Genomic DNA, 21425 nt, shown 5'->3' on the forward strand with positions numbered 1-21425 from the left:
CCGCACGCGCGCCACCGGGGCCGCCTCGGGGTCGTCTGGGACGCGTCCGCGTCGTCTTCCCGCCACCGAACCACCCTAGGCCCTGGACCTAGGGCCAGTGGCCAGGGCTTTTCACTCGGCGGCGAGTTTGGCCAAGCGCGCTTCGGTGGGCCAGCGGACGTCGGTCGCCCAGCCGAGCTTCTCGAAGATCCAGATCAGCCGGGCGGAGGTGTCGACCTGGCCGCGTTTGACGCCGTGGCGGGCGCAGGTGGGGTCGGCGTGGTGCAGGTTGTGCCAGGACTCGCCGAAGCTGAGGATGGCCAGCGGCCAGAAGTTCGCGGCCTTGTCCCGGCTGGCGAACGGGCGCTCGCCGATCATGTGGCAGATCGAGTTCGTCGACCAGGTCACGTGGTGCAGGACGGCGACGCGGACCAGGCCCGCCCAGAAGAACGCGGTGAACGCGCCCCACCACGACCAGGTGATCAGTCCACCCAGGACAGCGGGCAGGATCAGGGTCAGGCCGGTGAACACGGCGAAGAGCTTGTTCACCCGGACGATGTCGCGGTCGGCGAGCAGGTCGGGGGCGAACCGCTGCTTGTTGGTGACGTCGTGGTCGAAGATCCAGCCCATGTGCGCGTGCCAGAAGCCCTTGGCCAGCGCGAGCGGCGATGTGCCGAACAGCCATGGGGAGTGCGGGTCGCCCTCGCGGTCGGAGAAGGCGTGGTGGCGGCGGTGGTCGGCGACCCAGGTGACCGGCGGGCTCTGCACGGCCATGCTGCCCATCACCGCGAGGGCGATCTTCAGGGGGCGCTTGGCCTTGAACGAGCCGTGCGTGAACAGCCGGTGGTAGCCGACGGTGACGCCGAGGCCGGACAGGTAGAAGAAGAACACCGCGAGCACGACGTCGACCCAGCCCAGCCCCCACCCCCAGGCGAAGGGCACGGCGGCGATCAGCGCCGCGAACGGGACCAGGATGAAGATGTAGACCAGGATCTGCGTGGCCAGGTTGCGCCTGCCCTCGAAGAGCGGCTTGCCGCCCTTGGGCGCCCCGCCCGCCTTCGCGTCGAGGGTCGTCGTCATGTCCTACCTCTTTTCCGCACCCGCGCCTTAGGGGAGCCTCGCCTACGGCGCCGTAACTTACGACAGCGTAAGGACTGACCCCGGCACCCCGCCAGTGGGCTTCCCACCGGGCCCGGGCGCCATTCCCCCAACAGACAGTTGATCAGGCAAAGAACGCACCGCACCCGTCCGCACCCGCTGGGTAACACTGTCGCGATTCCTGTGACCCCGCTTACACCCGATCGGACGCGAGCGCGCACCAATCGTCCGGGTACTGGTGCCCCCCTGACCGCTGTCGTGCCACGATGTTCCCCACCGAGAGCGAAACACCGCTTCTCGATCCGCCGTGGTGTAAAGGCAGCACCTTGGATTTTGGTTCCAATGGTTCAGGTTCGAATCCTGGCGGCGGAGCACCGGACAGCCATCCGGTCGGCCTCGAGCACAAAGGGGTACAGCGGCGCACGTGGACGACGAGCAGCGTGACGAAGGCGAGCTGCCCGCGTTGGAGGAACGCTCCGACGCCTGGCTGGTCGGCCGCGCGCGGGAACTGCTCGCGATCATCCAGACCAGCCCGATAGCCGACCGGGCCCGGCACACCGACGAGGTCGACCGGCTGCTCGCCGAGGCCCAGCACCGCGGCGAGCCCCGGATGGTCGCCCAACTGCTGCGCTCCGCGGTCGCCGTCCGGGTGGTCAACAACGAGCTCGCCGACTCCGCCGAGCCGCTGCTGGACGAGCTGCTCGCGCACACCCGCAGGCACGGCCTGATCGTGCTGCAGGCCGACGCGCACGCCCTGCGCGGGCGGCGGCTGCTGCTCGCGGGCGCGGAGGACGCCGCGCTGACCGAGGCCGCGGTGGCGCTGGCCATGCTCGACGAGGACATCACCCCGGACGTCATGCTCGGCGGGCGCACCTGGGACATGATCATGGCCTCGACGCTGCTCGACATCGGCACCGTGCTCACCCAGCTCGGCGTCTACGAGGTCGCCGACCAGGTGATGACCCGGGCGCACAAGTGCATCCGGACCAGCGGGGGCCCGCACCTGATCTCGGTGCACCTGATCAACCGCGCCCGCCTGCTGGTCGGCTGGGGCCTGCGGCTGGAGCGCATCGGCGAGGACGAGCGCGCCGCCGAGCGGTTCGCCACCGCCGCGGCGATCGCGGTGGCCGTCGAGGCGCCGTTCCGGGAGTCGCTGTTCCCGCGCGACCCGAACTCCGCCGCGGCCGACCAGAACCCCGTCATCGGCTCCGCGCTGGCCCTGGCGCAGCCCTCGGAGATCCACATCGACCGGCTGTGCAGGCTGCGCGAGTCGCTGCGCTACCCGCGTGAGCTGGTGATCGTCGCGATCGCCCTGGCCCGCTGCCTGGAGCACGAGGGCCGCGAGGAAGAGGCGGTCGCGGTGCTCGGCGACGCCCGGTCGCGGATGTACCACGAGGCGGCCGAGCCGACCCTGCGGCTGTGCCTGATCCGCGAGTTCGCCCGGCTGTCGGGCCCCGAGGGCGGCGAGCGCACCACCAGCGCCCTGGAGCACTACGCGACCGAGCTCGAAGCGCAGCTGTGGGACATGCGCGAGTCGCGCATCGCCACGCTCAACACCCGCCGCGAGCACGAGCGGCTGTCCCGGATGCACGGCGCGATCGCCCGCCAGGCCTTGCAGGACCCGCTGACCGGCCTGCCCAACCGCCGTGCCCTCGACGAGCGGCTGGAGGCGCTGGCAGGCTCCCCGGCGAACCACCCGCTGGCCATCGCCCTGGTCGACCTCGACGGGTTCAAGGGCGTCAACGACCGCATGTCGCACGCCGAGGGCGACGACGTGCTGCGGGTCGTGGCGAGCACGCTGCGCGACGCGCTGCGCGGCAGCGACATGGTCGCCCGCTACGGCGGCGACGAGTTCATCGTGCTGCTGCCCGGCGCGCCGCTCTCGCACGCCGAGGCCGCGCTGCACCGCGCGGTGACCGCGGTGGCGACCCTGCCGCATGACTTGTCCCACGGTGTGACGTTGTCGATCGGGGTGGTGTCGCTGCGCCCGCAGGAGACCGCCGTGCGCGCCCTGGCCCGCGCCGACGCCGCGATGTACCAGGCGAAGCGCAGGGGCGGCAACGGAATCGTGGCGATCTCCGCGGCCGACGGCCCCGGCCCCGGGCAGGCCGAGCAGGCCCAGGAGCCCCTCGCCCGCGCGGGCGACCCGGCGTGGGTGCTGCCGGAGACCACGTAGGATCGACTCCCGGCCGGAGTCGACACCGTTTACCTGCCGGAGCGACCCGCGCCTTCTCAGTGTTACGCCGACGCTAGGGAGTGCGATGTCCGCAACCACCCCGGACCGGGCACGCCTGGGCCAGGTCACCACGGTCGTCCTGGCCGCGGGCGAAGGCACCCGGATGCGGTCGGCCACCCCGAAGGTGCTGCACCCGGTGGCGGGCAGGCCGCTGGTCGAGCACGCCGTGCGGGCCGCGGACGGGCTCAAGCCCGACCACCTCGTCGTGGTCGTCGGCCACGGCCGCGACGCCGTCGCCGCGCACCTGGCGAAGGTCGCGGCCACCCTCGGCCGCGAGGTCGCCGTCGCGGTGCAGGAGACCCAGGACGGCACCGGCCACGCCGTCTCCTGTGGACTGGCCGGGCTGGGCGCGCTCACCGGCACGGTCCTGGTGACCTACGGCGACGTGCCGCTGCTCGACACCGCCACGCTGGCCGCGCTGCTGGACGACCACGCGGAGAACGGCAACGCGGTGACGGTCCTGACCGCGCATGTCGCCGACCCGACCGGCTACGGCCGGATCGTGCGCTCGGAGAGCGGGACCGTGAGCGCGATCGTGGAGCACAAGGACGCCACCGAGGCGCAGCGGGCCATCACCGAGATCAACTCCGGGGTCTACGCCTTCGACGCCGCTGTCCTGCTCGACGGGCTGTCCCGGCTGTCCACCGACAACGCCCAGGGCGAGCTGTACCTGACCGACGTGCTCAGCATCGCCGCTGGCGACGGCCGCCGCGTCGGCGCGCGGGTCTGCGCGGACCCGTGGCTGGTCGAGGGCGTCAACGACCGGGTGCAGCTGGCCCGCCTCGGCGCTGAGCTGAACCGGCGCGTGGTCGAGAACTGGATGCGCGCGGGCGTGACCGTCCTCGACCCGACCACCACCTGGATCGAGGCCGACGTCGTGCTCTCCCGCGACGTGCACATCGAGCCGAACACCCAGCTGCGCGGGCGGACCGCGGCTGGCGAGGGCGCGCGGATCGGCCCGGACACCACCCTGACCGACGTCACCGTCGGCGCGGGCGCGTCCGTCGTGCGCACGCACGGGTCGCAGGCGTGGATCGGCGAACGCGCCAGCGTCGGCCCGTTCGCGTACCTGCGGCCCGGCACCAAACTGGGCGACCAGGGCAAGATCGGCACCTTCGTGGAGACCAAGAACGCCGACATCGGCGCCTGCTCGAAGGTCCCGCATCTGTCCTATGTGGGCGACGCGACGATCGGCGAGCACAGCAACATCGGCGCGGCGAGCGTGTTCGTCAACTACGACGGCGTCGACAAGCACCACACCCACGTCGGGTCGCACGTGCGCACCGGGTCGGACAACATGTTCGTGGCTCCGGTGACCGTCGGTGACGGCGCCTACAGCGGCGCGGGCACGGTGATCCGGCGAAACGTGCCGCCCGGCGCGCTCGCGGTCTCGGGGGGACCGCAGCGCAACATCGAGAACTGGGTGGTGCGCCGACGTCCGGGGACACCCGCGGCGGAGGCGGCCGAACAGGCGCGGGCCCGGCAGGCAGCCGAGGCCGAGAGCGCGGAGTCAACCAGCGAGGGACGTTCATGACCACCAAGTCCGGCACCCCCAAGAAGAGCCTGATGCTGTTCTCCGGCCGCGCCCACCCCGAGCTGGCCGAGGAGGTGTCCAAGCACCTCAACGTCGGCATCACCCCGCAGTCGGCCTACGACTTCGCCAACGGCGAGATCTTCGTCCGGTTCGAGGAGTCGGTGCGCGGCTGCGACGCGTTCGTCATGCAGAGCGCGTGCGCGCCGATCAACCAGTGGATCATGGAGCAGCTGCTCATGGTCGACGCGCTCAAGCGGGCCAGCGCCAAGCGGATCACGGTGATCATGCCGTTCTACCCGTACGCGCGGCAGGACAAGAAGCACAAGGGCCGCGAGCCGATCTCCGCGCGCCTGATCGCCGACCTGTTCAAGACCGCAGGCGCGGACCGGATCATGACCGTCGACCTGCACACCGCGCAGATCCAGGGCTTCTTCGACGGCCCGGTCGACCACCTGTTCGCCCAGAGCCTGCTGGCGAAGTACATCAAGGACAACTACCCGGCCTCGAACATCACCGTGGTCTCCCCCGACGCCGGTCGCACCAAGCTGGCCGAGAAGTGGGCCGACGACCTCGGCGGCGTGCCGATCGCGTTCATCCACAAGACCCGCGACCCGCTGCGGCCCAACGAGGTCGTCGCCAACCGCGTCGTCGGCGAGGTCGAGGGCAGGCTGTGCGTGGTCATCGACGACATGGTCGACACCGGCGGCACCATCGCCAAGGCCATCCACCAGCTGCTGGACGAGGGCGCGGCGGACGTGGTCATGGCCGCCACCCACGGCGTGCTGTCCGGGCCCGCGAAGGACCGGCTCTCGGCGTGCGGGGCCAAGGAGGTCGTGTTCACCAACACGCTGCCCATCCCCGACGAGAAGCGGTTCCCGGGCATGACGGTGCTCTCGATCGCGCCGCTGCTGGCCCGCGCGATCCAGCAGGTCTTCGAGGACGGCTCGGTCACCTCGCTGTTCGACGGCGACGCCTGACCGGCTGACCCCGGGCGCGGGAGACCCCCGGTTCGCCCCGCGCCCGGGTCATGCGTAAACTATTCGAGTTGCCTCGGCGAGGCGGGCATCGCGCCTGGCGTGATCGACGTGGCGGATCGCGAACCGTGTACGTCTCGCGCTCTCCGCGCCCCCTGCCTAGGCTGCCGCCCCGACTGAGAAGTCGCGCCCCCGCCGCACTTTGATCGCAAGGAGAGCATCACCGTGTCCGAGGTACGTCTGGCCGCCGAACAGCGCACCGAGTTCGGCAAGGGCGCAGCGCGCCGAACCCGTCGTGCAGGCAAGATTCCCGCCGTGCTCTACGGACACGGTTCCGACCCCAAGCACCTGGCCCTGCCCGCCCTGGAGTTCGCCCGCGTCGTGCGTGAGCACGGCCAGAACGCGGTGCTGACTCTGAACTTCGACACCGGGGCCGAGCTCGCGCTGACCAAGACGGTCACCACGCACCCGCTCAAGAACTACATCGAGCACGTCGACCTGCTGCTGGTCAAGCGCGGCGAGAAGGTCACCGTCGAGGTGCCGATCGTCATCACCGGCGACCCGAAGTCGGGCACCCTGGTCACCCAGGACCTGACCACCCTGCAGGTCGAGGTCGACGCCCTCAACATCCCCGACCAGGTCGAGCTGTCCATCGCGGGCGCCGACACGGGCACCCAGATCACCGCCTCGCAGGTCGCCCTGCCCGCTGGCTCGGTCCTGGTGACCGACCCGGACGCCCTGGTCATCGCCGTCAACGCGGCGCCGACCGCGGCGCAGATGGAGGCCGAGATCGACATCGAGGGCGCGGGCGTCGTCGAGGACGCGCCGCAGAGCGAAAGCTAAGAGTTCGCACACATCCGCCCCGGTGCCCCGGCCCAGTTCACACTGGGCCGGGGCACCGGCGGTTTGGACAGGAGCGCAGGACATGGCAGGCAGCGACGACGCCCCCATGATCATCGTGGGGCTGGGCAACCCGGGGCCGAAGTACGCGGGCAACCGGCACAACATCGGCTTCCTCGTCGCCGACGAGCTCGCCGCCCGCGTCGGCGGCAAGTTCAAGGCGCACAAGGCGGGCGCGGAGGTGGTCGAGGGCAGGCTGGCGGGCGTGCGGGTGGTGCTGGCCAAGCCCCGGTCGTACATGAACGTCTCCGGCGGGCCGGTCGTGGGCGCCGCGAAGTTCTACAAGGCGCCCCAGGAAAACCTCGTGGTGATACACGATGAGTTGGATTTGCCCTTCGGGACCGTGCGGCTCAAGCTCGGTGGCGGCGAGAATGGCCACAATGGACTTCGGTCCATCACCAAGTCACTGGGCAGCAAGGAGTACCACCGGGTGCGCTTCGGAATCGGTCGCCCGCCGGGTCGGATGGACCCGGCCGACTTCGTGCTGCGCGACTTCTCACCAGTGGAGCGCAAGGAGTTGGCCTTCGAGATCGACCGCTGCGCCGACGCGGTGGAGGCCCTGGTGGGCCAGGGTCTGACGGCCGCCCAGAACGCCTTCCACCCGAGCTGAGGGAGCTGAGCCCCGCGATGCCGCTGTCACCGAAAGTCGTCCGCGAGGTCACCTTCGACAAGGCCCCATTCGGCCGCCGGGGCTACCACGAAGACCAGGTGGACGCCTTCCTCGACCGGATCGAAGACGCCCTGGCAGGCGGCGAGCCGCTGACCGCGCAGGAGGTCCGCGAAGTCGTCTTCGACGCGGCCCCGCTGGTCAAGCGCGGCTACCACGAGGAACAGGTGGACGAGTTCCTCGACACGATCGCCGTGGAACTGGAGGCCCGCGAGCGCGCCAAGATCGGCAAGCGGGTGCCGATCGCCGCGCCGCGCAAGCCGGTGTCCGCGCAGCCCGCGCAGATCCAGCAGACCCCACAGACCCCGCCGACGCTGGTCACGCCGACCGCCACCGCCATCCCCCTGAACATCTCCCAGCCCGCCCCGCCCGCCGCCCAGGAGCCAGCGGCCGCTCCCGCGAGCCCCGACTTCACCTCCCCGGCCGACCTCGTCCTTGGCCCCGGCGCCACCAATGGGCACGGCGCCAGGACCAACGGCCATGCGCCCGCTCCCGGCGCGGGCGAGCAGGCCCCGGCGGCCCGCAACGGCCACTCCGCGCCCGCGTCGACGTCCGCGCCGCACGAGATCATCGACCCGTCCGTCCCGTTCCTGCCGCTGCCGCCCGCGCCCGCGGACGAACGCGGCTACCGCGCCGTCGACGTCGAACGCCTGGCGCACCTGCTGACCCGCGCCGCCTACGAGAAGGACGGCGGCCCCACCGCCAAGCAGATCGCGAACGCCCCGCTGGCCAGGACCATGTTCGACGGCCAGGGCTACCACCCGGGCGTGATCGACACCGTCGTCGCGGCCTGGGTGGACGAACTGCGCCGCCGCCGCTCGCCGTGACCCCCGAGGACGTGCGCGCCGTCCGCTTCGCCAGACCAGCGGACAGCCCCGGCTACGACGAACGCCAGGTGGACGCCTTCCTCGCCCGCGTCGCCGCCGCCCTGCGCGGCGGCGACGCGCTGACCCCGGCCGACGTGTGGGACGTCGTCTTCGCCGAGTCCCCACCCGGCCACTACGGCTACCGGGCATCGGACGTCGACGCCTTCCTGGAAGAGGTCGCCGCCGCCCTCCCAGGCGCCCCTCGCCCCGACCCCGCCGACCACCCGCGCTTCCCACCCGCCCCGCCGGACCGACGCGGCTACGCGGCCGACGAGGTGGACGCCTTCGTCACCCGAATCCACGCGGCCCTGCGCGGCGCGGACCCGCTCACCGCGGCCGAGGTCACCGAGGTGGTCTTCGCCGCCCCACCACCGGAAGGCCGCGGCTACCGGGAGTCCTCTGTGGACGATTTCCTGGCCGCTGCGGCGAGTTGGCTCGCGGAACCAGAGCATTCGTCTTCTGACGTCGCCTGAGCCAGGAATTCGGCAGCGCTGTCTTGCCGTGGCGCGCAAGTTCGCCGCAGACGTCGGCGGGGTGTCACTTGAGAGGCCCCGGAGCCGCCGAGGGATCTCGCTCGGGGCTCCGGGGCCGTTTCCCGGTCTCGCGCCACGGCTCAGGGGCTTTCCACTATGGCTTTCCCACTATGGCTTTTCCACTATGACAACAGCCCCACGCTTGCCGTTCTCGCCCCTGCCTCCCGCGGTGCCGCTGCCACCGGTCTCTCCGGATTCGCCGTGCCGATCGAGGACGCAGTCGCGGTTGGAGAAGCTGGTGCCACCGCTCCCGCCGAGGCCGCCCGCGCCGCCCGCACCACCGTCGCCGCCGCTGCCGCCGCTGCCGCCCGCGCCATAGGCGTACGTGGTGGACCCGATCGTGAAGCTGACCGCGGCCCCACCCGGGCCGCCCGCGCCGCCCTTGCCGCCCGCGCCGCCGCCACCACCAGGCGCCCACGTGACCTTGCTGGGGTCGCAGGCGTCTTGGCCGTCCGTGCCGCCACCCGCGGCGAGCGCGGCGGCGGTGGCCTCCCCACCCTTGCCACCGGGGTTGCCGTCCTGCCGCGCGATCTCCGTGCCCTTGACACAGCCGCCGCCAGCGGCGTTCTCACCGCCGCCGCCACCGGCGCGTGCGACGCCTGCCTGCCCCTTGCCTTCACCTTCGGCTCCGCCCTTGGCCGAGCCGCCGCCGTAATAGCCACCGCCGCCTGCACTGCCGCCGAAGCCGGGCCTGCCCGGATTCGGGCTGCTCAATCCGTCGACCACCCGCGCCTCCTGCCCGGAGGCGAAGCTGATCACCGTGGTGGTGGTCCTGGCTTCTTGGCTGCCCTCACCGCCGTAGGCGCCGCGGCCGTCGGTGCCTGGAGCGCCGTCAAGACCGCCGCCCCAGGTGGAACCACCGCCCCTGCCGCCCGCGCCACCCCTGCGCTGGGCACCTTCCTTGCCGCCGCGGAGCCCGCTGGAGATGTCCAGATCAGCCATCCTCGACATCTTCGGGTCCACGGTGAAGGTGCACGCGATGAACGAGCCAGAGCCGCCGCCGCTACCACCGGCCGCGCCGCCGCCACCCTGGCCGCCACCGCCGCCACCACCACCGGTGTGGCCGCCCCAGGCGCCGTTCGCGCCACCACCGCCGCCACCGCCACTGGCGCCACCGCCGCCGCCCGCGCCGCCGCCACCCGCGCCCCAGAGGTAGACGGTCACCTCCTTGGTGTTCGGGGCCAGGCGGAACGTCTTCTGGCCGCCCTTGTCGATCACTGTCACCTTCGGCGCGGCCGCAGCCTGCGCGGGGGTGGCGCCCAGAGTCATCAGGCCCAGCACGGCAGCGCCTGCCGTGGCGAGCGACCGTCGAGTGCGATGCACGATGTCGTGCTCCTTCCACTGTCGTCCAGCGTCGTGGGGACCAAGCAGGCAAGTGCTTTTGCCCTCAATGGGCTACCGCCGGATGGCCCCGCCGATACTGCGCCGATCGGCGGAAAACGATCATCCGAAGATCACCGAAGGTGGGTGTCAACCCTGACGATCGAATGAAGAAGCAGCCGAATACCGGATCGGCGGACTCAGTCCGCGGTCTCGCGGGCGTGGATGGCCGCGGCGAGCTGCTCGCCCGCGGCGGCCCTGCGGAGCTTGCCCGAGGGGGTTTTGGGGAGCGTGCCGGGCTTGAGCACGATCACCGCGACCGGGCGGGCGTTGACCGCCTCGAACACGCGGGTGCCGACTTCCTTGCGCAGCACCCGTTCCGCGTCGGTGTCGCCAGCGAGCTTGGATTCGACCACGACCGCGAAGCGCTCGCGGCGGCTGCCAGCGTCGATGCGCACGGCGACCGCGTTGCCAGCGCGCACACCCTCCACAGTGGACGCTGCGCGCTCGATGTCGGTGGGGTAGATGTTGCGGCCCGCGAGGATGATGACGTCCTTCTGCCTGCCGCAGATGACGATCTCACCGTCCACTGTGTACCCGATGTCGCCGGTGGCGAGCCAGCCATCGGCGTCCTGGGTGGCGACGGGGCCGTTCACGGTGAGGTAGCCCGGGGTCACCGCCGCGCCGCGCAACTGGATCTCACCGACCTCGCGCTCACCGAGCACCCGCCCGCCCTCGGCGACGATGCGCTCCTCGATGCCGCGCAACGGCCTGCCCAGCAACGCGAAAGACCGCGCCGAGGGGCTGTCCGACGGCACGGCCAGGTTCTCCGACTCCAGCTTGTCCGCGTCGATCCGGTCCAGGCGCAGGCCTGAGAGCAGCGGCGCGAACGACACGGCCAGCGTCGTCTCGGCCATGCCGTAGGCCGGGAACACGCACTCCGGGCGCATCCCGAACCGGGCGCCCGCTTCGGTGAACAGGCGGACGGCCTTCTCGTCGATGGGCTCGGCTCCGTTGAGCGCCAACCGAAGCGTCGACAGGTCGTACTTGCCCTCGTCGTCCACTCCGGACAGCCGGCGGCCGAGCAGGGCGTAGGCGAAGTTCGGGGCCGCGGTGATCGTGGCCCGGTAGCGGGAGATCAGCTCCGCCCACAGCAGCGGGCCGGTGAGGAACTCGACCGGGGTGACCTTGACCAGCTCCAAGCCGACCGTCATCGGCACGGTAAGGAAGCCGACCATGCCCATGTCGTGGAACAGCGGCAGCCAGGACACCATGATGTCGTTGTCCACGTCCAGCTCGGACGCCTCGGTCATCGCGGTCATGTTCGCGAACAGGTTGCCGTGGGTGATCCGCACGGCCTTGGGCTCGGCCGTCGAACCGCTGGTGAGCTGTAGCAGCGCGGGCGCTTCCTCGCCGACCTCGACCACGTCGGCGACCGGCTCACCGTCGGCGAGGCCGCTCAGGTTCAGGTAAGCGATGCCGTTCTGCTCCAGCACCGGCGCGAGCTGGTCGAACGGCGCGCCGAGCAGCACCAGCTTCGAGCCGATCATGGCAAGCACCCGGACGGTGTCCCGCGCCCACTCGGCCAGGTCGGTGCGCGGGGTCGGCTGGTGCAGCATGGTGACGCTGCCACCGGCCAGCCACACCGCCTGCACCGCGGGGGCGATCGTCACCGGCTCCGCGGCGAGCACCGCGACCGCGCCGTGCTTGGCCAAGCCGCCCGCGATCAGGGAACCGGCCATCCGCGTCGCCCGCTCGTGGACCCGCGCCCAGGTGTGGCGCACGGGCGCGGCGGGCTCACCGGTGGTGATCCCCCGCTCCTGCCCGCGGGTGCGCGCGGTGTCCAACAGCATGTCGACAAAGCGGCTCATGCTTCCCAGCCTAGATCAGGGTTACTCCGCGCTATCGGCTGCTTCGAGCCACTTGAGCTCGATTTCTTCCTTCTCCGCGACGACTTCGCGCAGCTGCGCGTCCAGTTCGAGCAGCTTCTCCGGGTCGGTGGCCGCCTCGGCGAGCGCGGCGTGCAGCCGCGCCTCCTTCTTGCCCAGGGTCTCGAATTGGCGTTCGAGCCGGGCCAGCTCCTTCTGCGCGGCCCGTCGCTCGGCAGCGCTTCCTTTGCTCTCGGCAGGCCGGGCGGGCTTGGCGGCCGGGACGGCGGCGGCCAGCGCGGCCGTCCGCCGGGTCAGGTACTCCTCGATGCCGCCGACGAGGTGGGTGACCTTGCCGTCGCCGAACAGCGCCACCACCCGGTCGCACACCCGCTCGACCAGGTACCGGTCGTGGGAGACCACGACGATGGTGCCCGGCCAGGAGTCGAGCAGGTCCTCCAGCTGCTGGAGGGTGTCGATGTCCAGGTCGTTCGTCGGCTCGTCGAGCAGCAGGACGTTCGGCTCGGCCATCAGCAGCCGGGCAAGCTGCAACCGGCGGCGCTCACCGCCGGACAGGTCGCCGATCGGCGTCCACTGCCGGTTCGCCGGGAACCCGAACCGCTCGGCGAGCTGCGACGCGGACAGCTCCTGCTTGCCGAGGGTGACCCGGCGCGCGACTTCCTCGACGGCCTCCAGCAGCCGCTGCTCGGCGGGCAGCTCCTGGAGTTCCTGGGTCAGGTGCGCCAGCCGCACCGTCTGCCCCTGCACCCGTTTGCCGCTCGCCGGTTCGGTGTCGCCTGCGAGCAACCGGAGCACCGTGGTCTTGCCCGACCCGTTGACCCCGACCAGGCCCACCCGGTCCCCCGGGCCGATGCGCCACGTCTCGTGGTCGAGGATCGGCTTGTCCCCTGCGGAGACCGACACGTCCTCCAGTTCGAGGACGGTCTTGCCCAGCCTGCGCTTGGCGAACGCCACCAGCTCCACGTTGTCCCGCGGCGGCGGAACATCGGAGATCAGCGCCTCCGCGGCCTCGATCCGGTACCGGGGCTTCGACGTCCGCGCCGGGGCGCCGCGCCGCAGCCACGCGAGTTCCTTGCGCGCCAGGTTCCGCCGCTTCTCCTCCAGCGTGTCCGCCAGCCGCCCCCGCTCGGCGCGGGCGTAGATCCAGTCCGCGTAACCGCCCTCGTACTGCTCGACCCGGCCGCCCACGACCTCCCACGTGCGGGTGCACACCGTGTCGAGGAACCACCGGTCGTGCGTCACGACCACCAGCGCGGTGCCGCTGGCGAGCAGGTGGTCGGCCAGCCACCGCACCCCCTCGACGTCGAGATGGTTGGTCGGCTCGTCCAACACCACGAGGTCGAGTTCCTGCACCAGCGCCGCCGCCAGCGCGACCCGCCGCCGCTCGCCACCGGACATCGTGTCGACCGGGTTGTCCAGGCCCAGGTTGATGATCTCCAGGCCCTCCAAGATCGACCGCGCCCGCGCGTCGGCCGCCCACTGGTGCTCCTCGGTGATCCCCAGCGGGTCCAACACCGCGTGCCGCGCGGTCGACCCCTTGGGCAGCTCGGTGCGCTGGGTGACCACGGCCATCCGCAGGTCCCGGTTCCGGCTGACCCGCCCGCTGTCCGCGGCCTCGATCCCAGCCAACACCTCCAACAGCGTGGTCTTGCCCCCACCGTTGAGCCCGACCACCCCGATCCGGTCGCCTTCCCCGACGCCCAGGGACACCTGGTCCAGCAACGGGCGCACGCCGTAGCTCTTGCTGACGTTCTCCAGGTTGACCAGGTTGGCCATCTACCCGCACTTTCGTTGAGATGGTGAAGTCACCCGCGCAACCAGCCGCTGGTGATCCGTGAGTAGAGCCTAGGCAGAGGGACCGCGCCCAGAAGCACGGAGGGAGCCACCCCGGAGAAGCCCTAGGCGGTTTCCGTCCCAGCTTCACCCCATCGGGTCTACAAAACCGCACATCAGCGGGCTATCATCGAACATGTGTTCACATCTGGCGTTGTCGACTGGTCACCGTTCTCCACGAGCGGCGCTCAGTTGTCGATCTGTCATGCTGTACCTGGAACATCCGTGACCAAGCCGACGTCGCGGATGGCCTGCGAACCAAACGAAGGAGGTGTCGGCCCATGGCGAATGTGAACGATGTGGCGGCGTACATACTGCGGCAGGCAGGCCCCATGTCAGCGATGAAGCTGCAGAAGTTGGTCTACTACAGCCAGGCCTGGCACCTCGTCTGGGACGAGCGGCCGCTCTTCGACCAGCCGATAGAAGCGTGGGCCAACGGCCCGGTCGTCCCTGATCTGTACCGGCGGCATCAAGGGCAATACACCCTCACGAACTGGCCGGACGGGAACTCGACACGTTTGTCCCCCAGCGAACAAGAGACCGTCGACGGTGTTGTGAACGCCTACGGCAAGTACTCCGCACAGCAGTTGAGCGATTTAACGCATCGCGAGCAACCGTGGATCGCCGCCCGCGCGGGCCTCGGCCCCACGGAACGAAGCAGACGCCTCATCTCCACGGACGCCATGCAGGAGTACTACAGCGCGGTGGCATCTTCCAGCGAGGCCGACTTGGTCTAGTGGGCAACAAGAAGCAACGAAGGGTTCCCGTCGCGGCCCTTCCCGCCGAGGTGCTCACCCGACGAGTGCCGAGAAAGCTGCACGGCGTGGTTCCCGGCCCCGACGATCCCACCGTCGCGAACCGGAAACCAGCTTGGGGTTTGTCGCTGATCGACGACGACAACAGCCTCCCCTGGGGTGGCTGGCCCGAAGATCGCGGCGGTTTGATCAAGATCATGGCGTTTCTGCAGGAGATGGAAAAACTCACTTGGGCGGAAATCTGGGCCCAACTGACCGGTGGAAACTCGCGCAGGGGGCCGAAGCACAAGTCGATCCCCGTTGAACACCTGATCAAGTCCGCTCAAGATCGCCTGACGACTCTCGACCTTGACGACCACCCAGAGCTATTCCGATTTCGGCTGGGAAGTCTCGAGCGGCTGTGGGGAGTGTTCGTCGGAGGGCATCACATCTTCTACCCCCTGTGGTGGGACGCGGCCCACCAGATCTGCCCGTCAAGGGAGCGCTGAGGTCAACCAGTGGCGAACTCAAGTGGCTGGGTACCGACCGACTCGCCTGCTAGCGCACCCACTGCCTGCTAAGCGTGCGCCTCGGGCGGCGCCGAACGGGGAGTGTCGTCGCCGACGACGCGGGCGCCGGGGACGGGGCCGTGGGCAACGCGGACGGTGCGGCAGACGCCCGCGCCGGACAGTTCGGCGGCCACCCGCAGCGCCGCGTCGCCGTCTTCGCAGAGGAACGCGCAGGTGGGGCCCGACCCGGAGACGATGCCCGCGAGCGCGCCAGCGGTGACGCCCGCGCGCAGGGTGCGGCGCAGACCCGGGCGCAGCGACACGGCTGCGGGCTGCAAGTCGTTGCCCAACAGCAGGGCAAGCTGCCGGGGGTCGCCGGAGGCCAGGGCCGCGAGCAGGGGCTCGACCTCGCCGATGCGCGGCGGGTCGCCTTCGGCGCGGAGCCGGTCAAGCTCGGTGTAGACCTTGGGCGTCGACAGCCCGCGCCGGTCGAAGGCCAGGACCCAGTGGTAGGTGTGCCGGGCCAGCACCGGAACCAGCTGCTCACCCCGGCCAGTGCCCAACGCGGTGCCACCATGCAGCACGAATGGCACATCGCTGCCCAACCGCCCCGCCACCTGCGCCAGCTCGTCACGGCCGATGTCCAACCGCCACAGCGAAGCCAACCCCACCAGCGTCGCGGCCGCGTCCGCGCTGCCCCCGGCCATACCGCCCGCGACGGGGATGCCCTTGCGGATGACGATGCGGACCTTGGGTTCGTCCGCGTCGCGGCCCACGTGCCGGGCCAACTCCTGCACCGCGCGCCAAGCCAGGTTGCTCGCCCCGGTGGGCACCGCGTCGGCGCCCTCGCCGTGCACCTCGACACCCGGCTCGTCCGCGACGGCCACCGTGACCTCATCGGTCAGCGACAGCGCCTGGAAGACGGTGGACAGCTCGTGATAGCCGTCCGGGCGCACGTCGCCGACGGCGAGGTGCAGGTTCACCTTGGACGGCACACGAACGGTCACCGGGGCAGGCACGACAGCGAGCACCTGACCAGCCTACGGGCGCTCTGATGGCACCTGGATGCGTGGGGTGGGTGGGCTTGATCGGGTGGAGTGGTTTCTCCGGGGCCCCTACGAAGGAAGATCGCCCGTGTGAAAGAGCGTGGGAAGCCTGCGGCATCACACGCGCGGCCAGCTTAGCGATCTTCCTTCTCCCCCGAAGAAACCACTCCACCCCATCGAGCACCTGGCGAGCGTGGCCGCCGGTCAGCAGGTTGCGCGTGAGGGGGTGCCTGCCAGCGGCTACCGATGTGACGGGCGGCGGTTCGGGTGCGCAACCGCATCGAGCAGGCGCGGCACCGCCCAATCTCGCTCCAACAGCTCCTTCTTTTTCGCCGCCCCACAGCCCCACAACAAACCCCACCCGCCCTGGGGCCCAGGGCTCCGTCGAAGTCGGGTTTGGGCAGGTCAGGATGCTGCTCGAATCTCGACTGCGATGGCTTCGGTGGTGGGGGGTGGTGGTGTTCGCCGTCTCGGTGTGGTGTGTTGCCGGTGAGCGTCGGCCGGAACCGGGGCGTGATCGAACGGCGGGGAGACTTCCCGACCTCTCTCCGGCACGTGCGGCGGGCCGGTCCACAGACTCCGCGCTCGACTGAACGTGAGCACAGGACACCGTTCTGGTTCATGAACCGCAGGGTCGAGGAGTGTCTTTCCCGCGCACGCCGGGGTGTTCCCTGGTGCGACTGGCCGCGATCGTGCGAGAGGTCGTCTTTCCTCGCACGTGGGGTTGTTCCGGCTGCGGCCGCCACTCAAGGCGTTCGCGATGCTGTCTTCCCGACCCGGAGGACCCGGCCCATGGGGCTGATCGACTTTGACGGAACCCTGGCCCGGGGGGCCAGCCCTGCTCCAGTCTATCGGCCCAGGTCATCGCGGGGGAGAGGGTGCGCCGCGCCTGTGGACAACTCGCGACCTTGGGCGCTGTCGAGGGGTTGGCAGGCGGCTGGGTTGGCGGTACTTGCGGGTTTGGGGTGGCAAGCGCGTCACCGCCCGCCCACTGGGGTGGTGGGCGGGCGGTGAAGTGACGCGCGGGTCAGGCCGCGACGATGCCCTGGGGGCCGGTGGCGCGCTGGCGCACCAGGCCGCCGCGTTCGCCGATCCAGGCCAGGGCCTGGTCGGCGTGGGAGCCGGAGACCCCCAGGAGGAAGCGGGCTACCGGGGTTTCGCCGATGCGGGTGAGGCCGCCGCCGACCACGGCGATGGTGGCGCCGAAGCGGGTGGTGGCTTCCGGGAGGAGGGCGCCGACGGCGGCGAAGCCGACGAGCACAACCTCCGCCAAGCGGTCGTGGCGGGCCTGGGCGGACTTGGGGGCGTCGATCGCGGGGAGCAGGGCCTGGGCGACCTGGCTGCCGGGGTCCTGCACGAGGGAAAGCAGGTGGCCGCTCTCCTGGACGCGGCCGCCCTCCAGAAGGGCCACGTCGTCGGCGATGCGGCGGACGACGCCCGCGTCGTCGGTGACGACCAGGACTGTGGAGCCCAGTTCGGCACGGGCGCGGTCGAGGACGGTGAGGACGCCCGCCTCGGCGTCGGGGTCCAAGTCCTTGGTGGGGTCGTCGGCGAGAAGGAGGCCCGGGTCGCCGACCAGGGCGCGGGCGACGGCGACTCTGGCCTGCTGGCCGGGGGTGAGAGCGTCCGGATAGAAGGCGGCCTTGTCCGTGAGGCCGATGAGGTCGAGCAGGGTGCCGACCTTCTCGCGGCGCTGCGGGCCGTCGACGCCCGCCTGTTCAAGGGGAAGGGCGATGTTGCCCGCGGCGGTGCGCTGCGGAAGCAGGTCGCCGTGGCGCACGACGCCGATGCGCCTGCGGGCGGCGCGGAGCCTGCGGGGGTCGAGGGCGGCGGTGTTGAAACCGTCGACCCTGATCACGCCGCTGTCGGGGCGGTCTTGGAGGGCGACGAGGCGGGCGAGAGTGGACTTGCCCGAGCCCGACGGGCCGACGACGCCGGTGATCGTGCCCGTGGGCACGTCCAGCGTGACGTCCTCGAGCGCGACGACAGGGCCGGTGTCGCCCAGGAAGGACTTGCTCAGGTTCTCAACGGTGATCACGATCTACTCCAACGCGGCGCACGGCAGGCCGATAGGACGGCCTTCGTCCACAAGGGACGATCCGGGACTGACGAACAGGGGGGGTTAAGAAGACGTGTTGCTCGAAGTCAGCTTGCTACGCGCATCAGACGACATGCGGTGACGGATCGCTTGCACTGGTCGATGACCCGTCGGGTGGTGAGGATCCGCATCCGCTCTCACTCCTCCATCGTTCCTGGCGGTAGCACCTGCCCACGATGGGTGGTTGCTGCGGCGTCAACGAGCCAGGTCTCTCAGCCGCTCGGGATGGAATGCTTACAGAGTAGACCTGACCGCGCTGCTCAAAAGCAAGCGCGTGTGCCGAAGATCGGCCCCGACGTTCCGCACATCACACATCAGGAGTAATGTTTTCGAGTTCGCTTACGCCATGTGAGCGGCCGCTTGCGCGATTCGGACGAACTCCCGTACCGACAATTGCTCGCCGCGCTCCCCCGGGTCCACCCCGGCCGCGACGAGCACCGACTCCGCCCGGGCAGCGGACCCCGCCCAGCCCGCCAGCGCCGCCCGCAGAGTCTTGCGCCGCTGCGCGAACGCGGCGTCGATGACGGCGAACACCGCCTGCCGGTCGGCCGCGGGGGGCTCGCGGCGGGTCATCAGCACCAGCGCGGAGTCGACATTGGGCACCGGCCAGAACACCGACCGGGAGATCGTGGCCACCCTGCGGGCCTCGGCGAACCAGGCGACCTTGACGCTGGGGATGCCGTAGACCTTGCCGCCCGGGCTGGCGGCCATCCGGTCCGCCACCTCCGCCTGGACCATGACCAGGACTGTGCGCAGCGACGGCAACTCGGCGAGCAGATGCAGGACGACGGGAACGGCGACGTTGTAGGGCAGATTCGCGACGAGCGCGGTCGGCTCGTGGAGTTGGGGGGCGGTGACGCGCATGGCGTCCGCGGTCACGACAGTCAGGCGGTCGGCCAACTCAGGGGCACGGTCGCGCACGGTCGCGGGGAGGCGGGCGGCGAGGACTGGGTCGATCTCCACGGCTACCACGTTGGCGCAGGCTGGGAGCAGGGCGAGAGTCAACGATCCGAGTCCCGGTCCGACCTCTAGCGCTGTGTCGTCGGCGGTGAGATTCGCGGCCGCGACGATCCGGCGGACCGTGTTGGGATCGTGGACGAAGTTCTGGCCGAGCTTCTTGGTTGGGCGAACGTCCAACTCGGCGGCGAGCCTTCGCACGTCAGCAGGGCCAAGCAGCGCCGATCCAGTCACTGGCAGAGCGTACGGGGCGGTGGCTTTCTGGGGGCTGTGGGGTGCGTGGGTGGCTGGTTCCGTTGTCGGCTCGATGGGGTGGAGTGGTTTCTTGGTCCCGACAAGCACTCGGCGAGCCTCGGTTGGGCCTGACAGAAGGGTCGGTTGGCCAGTGGGCGAGCCACTCCAGCCAGATCCGCAACGGCCGATTCTGCCGCCCCGCAGCCCACACAGCAAACCCCACCCGCCCTGGGGGCCGGACCCTGCTCCAGTCTATCGGCGCAGGTCAGGGCGGGGAAGGGGGTGGGGTTTGCCTGTGGACAACTCGCGATCACCGAACACGTTCGGGTGCTTTGCGGGCCTGCCGTGTGGCTCGGGGCAGGGCGGGGCGTGGGGTTAGCGGGGGAGGCCGAGTTTGCTGGAGCAGTGCGGCCAGGCGCTGTAGCCGTCGCGGGCGTCGCGGACCTTGGTTGCGATGGCGATCTGCTGTTCGCGGGTGGCCTGGTGGGGGTAGGCGGCGTACTGGTCGCCGCCGTAGGCGTCCCAGGTGCTCTTGTTGAACTGGAGGCCGCCGTAGTAGCCGTTGCCGGTGTTGATGGCCCAGTTTCCGGTGGCCTCGCAGTGGGCCAGGCGGTCCCAGACGGCGCCGTCGGAGATCAGGGGCTGGGGGGGCTGCTTGGTGCCCACCTTGACGATCCTGGGCAGGGGGGCGCGGGTCTCCTTGGAGCCGATTTCCTCGCGCTTGATGACCTTGCCGTTTTTCTCGGTGATGCGGTAGGTGGCGATGCGCTCGCCGGGGGTGCCGGGGTCGACGACCAGTTCCTTGCCCTTGGCCAGTTCCGGGTCTTCCACGGTCTGGAGGGGGGGCTCTACCGGCTCGGCCTGGTTGATCACCGTCACGCCGGTGCGGCTGATGCGGATCTCGGCGCCGGTGGTGAGTTTGAGGTCGGCGCCGGGGAGGACCGCGTCCTGGGGGCCGAGGGCCAGGTTGTGCTGGTCCAGCAGCTCCTGGACGGTGACCGCGGTGGTGGTCAGCTGGGTGGGGGCGCTGCCGCCGTCGAAGAGGGTGATGCTCTTCGGGGTCTTGATCTCGACGGCCATGCCGTCCAGGGGCACCTGCACGTCGCGGCCAGCGGAGATCCAGGCGCCCGCGACGGGGGCGTTGACCTGGCGGAGGGCTTCGCCGACGGTGGTGGCGCGGACCCAGTGGTCGCGCTGCTCGCCGTCGACGGTCAGGTGGAGCTGGCGGCCGCGCTGGAGGACGATCTTGCCGTCGTCGGCGATCTCGGCGGACGGGGAGGGGCTCAGCGAGTCGTGCTGGCCGACCTCGATGCCCTCTTCTTCGAGGATCTCGCCCACGGTGTCGGCGTAGGTGCTGACCTCGCGGGTGTGTCCGTCGACGTCGACGGTCACCGTGTTGTTCATCGCGATGGCCGCGGCGCCGCCGCCGGTCAGGGTGACCAGGACCGCGGCGATGGTGGCCTTGAGGAAGGTGGACTTCCAGCGCTTGACGGCGGTGATCAGGCCGGGCGCAGGCTTGTCGTCTTCGGCCTTGAGCGGCTTGGGCCCGCTGGCGACCTCATCGGGCAGCGCGGGAAGCGCGGGGAGAACGGTGGTCTCGGCGTTGATGAGCCGGATCAGCTCGTCGACGTCGACGCCCGCGAAGGCCATGATCTCGTCGGCCTGCGGGCCGAGCGCGTGGCGGACGTCGTGGTCGGTGATGCTCAGCGACGCGGAGAAACCGGCGTCGTAGTCGTAGTCCGGGAACTCGGACCGCCAGGCCCGGAAGTCGTCATCCAGGACAGCCGTGGCCGTTGCCGCGCTCGACTTGACCGGGCTGAACCAGTCGGTGTCGGCGAAGCCGTCGTGCCGGGGGCGGTCGAGACCGCCGATCTGTTTACCGCTCACAGGGTCGATTCCTCCAGAAGGCGGGAACCCGCTCCGCAGGCGTCGTGGATTGGTCTCAGCCGCGCTGCGATCATCCACTCCTCCGCCTGCTTGGCGCGTTTCGCGCTTTCGTGTGTTCCGACGACCCGCAG

The 21425-nt window shown here is 70.7% G+C and carries 17 protein-coding genes, 1 tRNA gene and 1 riboswitch; of the genes, 10 read left to right on the top strand and 8 right to left on the bottom strand.

From position 1 onward, the window contains the following. Positions 1-111 precede the first annotated feature (111 nt). Positions 112-1059, bottom strand: a complete 948-nt coding sequence (locus tag BLS56_RS15340; RefSeq protein ID WP_091450804.1) for an acyl-CoA desaturase — start codon at positions 1057-1059, stop codon at positions 112-114. Between the two features lie 319 nt (positions 1060-1378). On the opposite strand from BLS56_RS15340, the gene BLS56_RS15345 reads away from it, so the two are divergent. The 8 genes from BLS56_RS15345 (at position 1379) to BLS56_RS15380 (ending at position 8727) form a co-directional block, all read left to right on the top strand. Further along, positions 1379-1449 (top strand) — tRNA-Gln (locus BLS56_RS15345). A 52-nt stretch (positions 1450-1501) separates the two neighbouring features. After that, positions 1502-3253, top strand: coding sequence for a GGDEF domain-containing protein (locus tag BLS56_RS15350; RefSeq protein ID WP_091450805.1), 1752 nt, complete (start codon positions 1502-1504; stop codon positions 3251-3253). Between the two features lie 85 nt (positions 3254-3338). Further along, positions 3339-4847 (top strand): bifunctional UDP-N-acetylglucosamine diphosphorylase/glucosamine-1-phosphate N-acetyltransferase GlmU, encoded by a 1509-nt coding sequence (glmU, locus tag BLS56_RS15355; protein ID WP_091450807.1) that lies wholly within the window; start codon positions 3339-3341, stop codon positions 4845-4847. Then, the gene (locus BLS56_RS15360) at positions 4844-5824 is read left to right on the top strand and encodes a ribose-phosphate diphosphokinase (RefSeq protein WP_091450809.1); all 981 of its coding nucleotides are present in this window, start codon (positions 4844-4846) and stop codon (positions 5822-5824) included. Before glmU ends, BLS56_RS15360 begins: the two co-directional genes overlap by 4 nt. A 222-nt stretch (positions 5825-6046) precedes the next feature. Beyond that, complete coding sequence (locus tag BLS56_RS15365) at positions 6047-6664, top strand: 50S ribosomal protein L25/general stress protein Ctc (protein WP_091450811.1); 618 nt, start codon at positions 6047-6049, stop codon at positions 6662-6664. Between the two features lie 82 nt (positions 6665-6746). Further along, positions 6747-7331: an aminoacyl-tRNA hydrolase gene (gene pth, locus BLS56_RS15370; protein WP_091450812.1), complete on the top strand. Its 585-nt coding sequence runs from the start codon at positions 6747-6749 to the stop codon at positions 7329-7331. 17 nt (positions 7332-7348) lie between these two features. Then, complete coding sequence (locus BLS56_RS32295; protein WP_091450814.1) at positions 7349-8215, top strand: DivIVA domain-containing protein; 867 nt, start codon at positions 7349-7351, stop codon at positions 8213-8215. Continuing rightward, positions 8212-8727: a DivIVA domain-containing protein gene (locus BLS56_RS15380; RefSeq protein WP_091450816.1), complete on the top strand. Its 516-nt coding sequence runs from the start codon at positions 8212-8214 to the stop codon at positions 8725-8727. Before BLS56_RS32295 ends, BLS56_RS15380 begins: the two co-directional genes overlap by 4 nt. Before the next feature lie 168 nt (positions 8728-8895). On the opposite strand, the gene BLS56_RS31425 is transcribed toward BLS56_RS15380, so the two are convergent. The 3 genes from BLS56_RS31425 to BLS56_RS15400 form a co-directional block, all read right to left on the bottom strand. After that, positions 8896-10110 carry a hypothetical protein gene (locus BLS56_RS31425; protein WP_175482840.1) on the bottom strand — a complete coding sequence of 405 codons (1215 nt, stop codon included), beginning with the start codon at positions 10108-10110 and terminating at the stop codon, positions 8896-8898. A gap of 197 nt (positions 10111-10307) precedes the next feature. Then, entirely contained in the window at positions 10308-11978 is a 1671-nt protein-coding gene (locus tag BLS56_RS15395) for a fatty acyl-AMP ligase (protein ID WP_091450820.1), read from the bottom strand. Positions 11979-11999: 21 nt separating this feature from the next. Continuing rightward, positions 12000-13772, bottom strand: a complete 1773-nt coding sequence (locus tag BLS56_RS15400; protein WP_091450821.1) for an ABC-F family ATP-binding cassette domain-containing protein — start codon at positions 13770-13772, stop codon at positions 12000-12002. 338 nt (positions 13773-14110) lie between these two features. Between BLS56_RS15400 and BLS56_RS15405 the strand changes: the two genes are divergently transcribed. Beyond that, positions 14111-14566: a Panacea domain-containing protein gene (locus tag BLS56_RS15405; protein WP_091450823.1), complete on the top strand. Its 456-nt coding sequence runs from the start codon at positions 14111-14113 to the stop codon at positions 14564-14566. Beyond that, on the top strand, positions 14566-15072 hold the full coding sequence (locus BLS56_RS15410) for a hypothetical protein (protein ID WP_139190713.1): 507 nt from the start codon (positions 14566-14568) through the stop codon (positions 15070-15072). Before BLS56_RS15405 ends, BLS56_RS15410 begins: the two co-directional genes overlap by 1 nt. A gap of 68 nt (positions 15073-15140) precedes the next feature. Here BLS56_RS15410 and BLS56_RS15415 read toward each other — a convergent pair whose 3' ends face one another. The 4 genes from BLS56_RS15415 to BLS56_RS15430 all read right to left on the bottom strand — a co-directional run bounded on the left by BLS56_RS15415 (position 15141) and on the right by BLS56_RS15430 (position 21294). Further along, a complete protein-coding gene (locus tag BLS56_RS15415) occupies positions 15141-16103 on the bottom strand; it encodes a 4-(cytidine 5'-diphospho)-2-C-methyl-D-erythritol kinase (protein WP_091450826.1) in 963 nt (320 codons plus the stop codon). 1042 nt (positions 16104-17145) lie between these two features. Then, positions 17146-18156, bottom strand: a complete 1011-nt coding sequence (locus tag BLS56_RS15420) for a methionine ABC transporter ATP-binding protein (RefSeq protein ID WP_091450828.1) — start codon at positions 18154-18156, stop codon at positions 17146-17148. 202 nt (positions 18157-18358) lie between these two features. After that, positions 18359-18448, bottom strand: a riboswitch (SAM riboswitch). A gap of 107 nt (positions 18449-18555) precedes the next feature. Further along, a complete protein-coding gene (rsmA, locus tag BLS56_RS15425; RefSeq protein WP_228771654.1) occupies positions 18556-19407 on the bottom strand; it encodes a 16S rRNA (adenine(1518)-N(6)/adenine(1519)-N(6))-dimethyltransferase RsmA in 852 nt (283 codons plus the stop codon). 375 nt (positions 19408-19782) lie between these two features. Beyond that, positions 19783-21294, bottom strand: a complete 1512-nt coding sequence (locus BLS56_RS15430; RefSeq protein WP_091450830.1) for a resuscitation-promoting factor — start codon at positions 21292-21294, stop codon at positions 19783-19785. Positions 21295-21425 lie beyond the last annotated feature (131 nt).

Origin of the sequence: Actinokineospora iranica, assembly GCF_900101685.1 — a bacterium.
Taxonomy (GTDB): Bacteria; Actinomycetota; Actinomycetes; order Mycobacteriales; family Pseudonocardiaceae; genus Actinokineospora; species Actinokineospora iranica.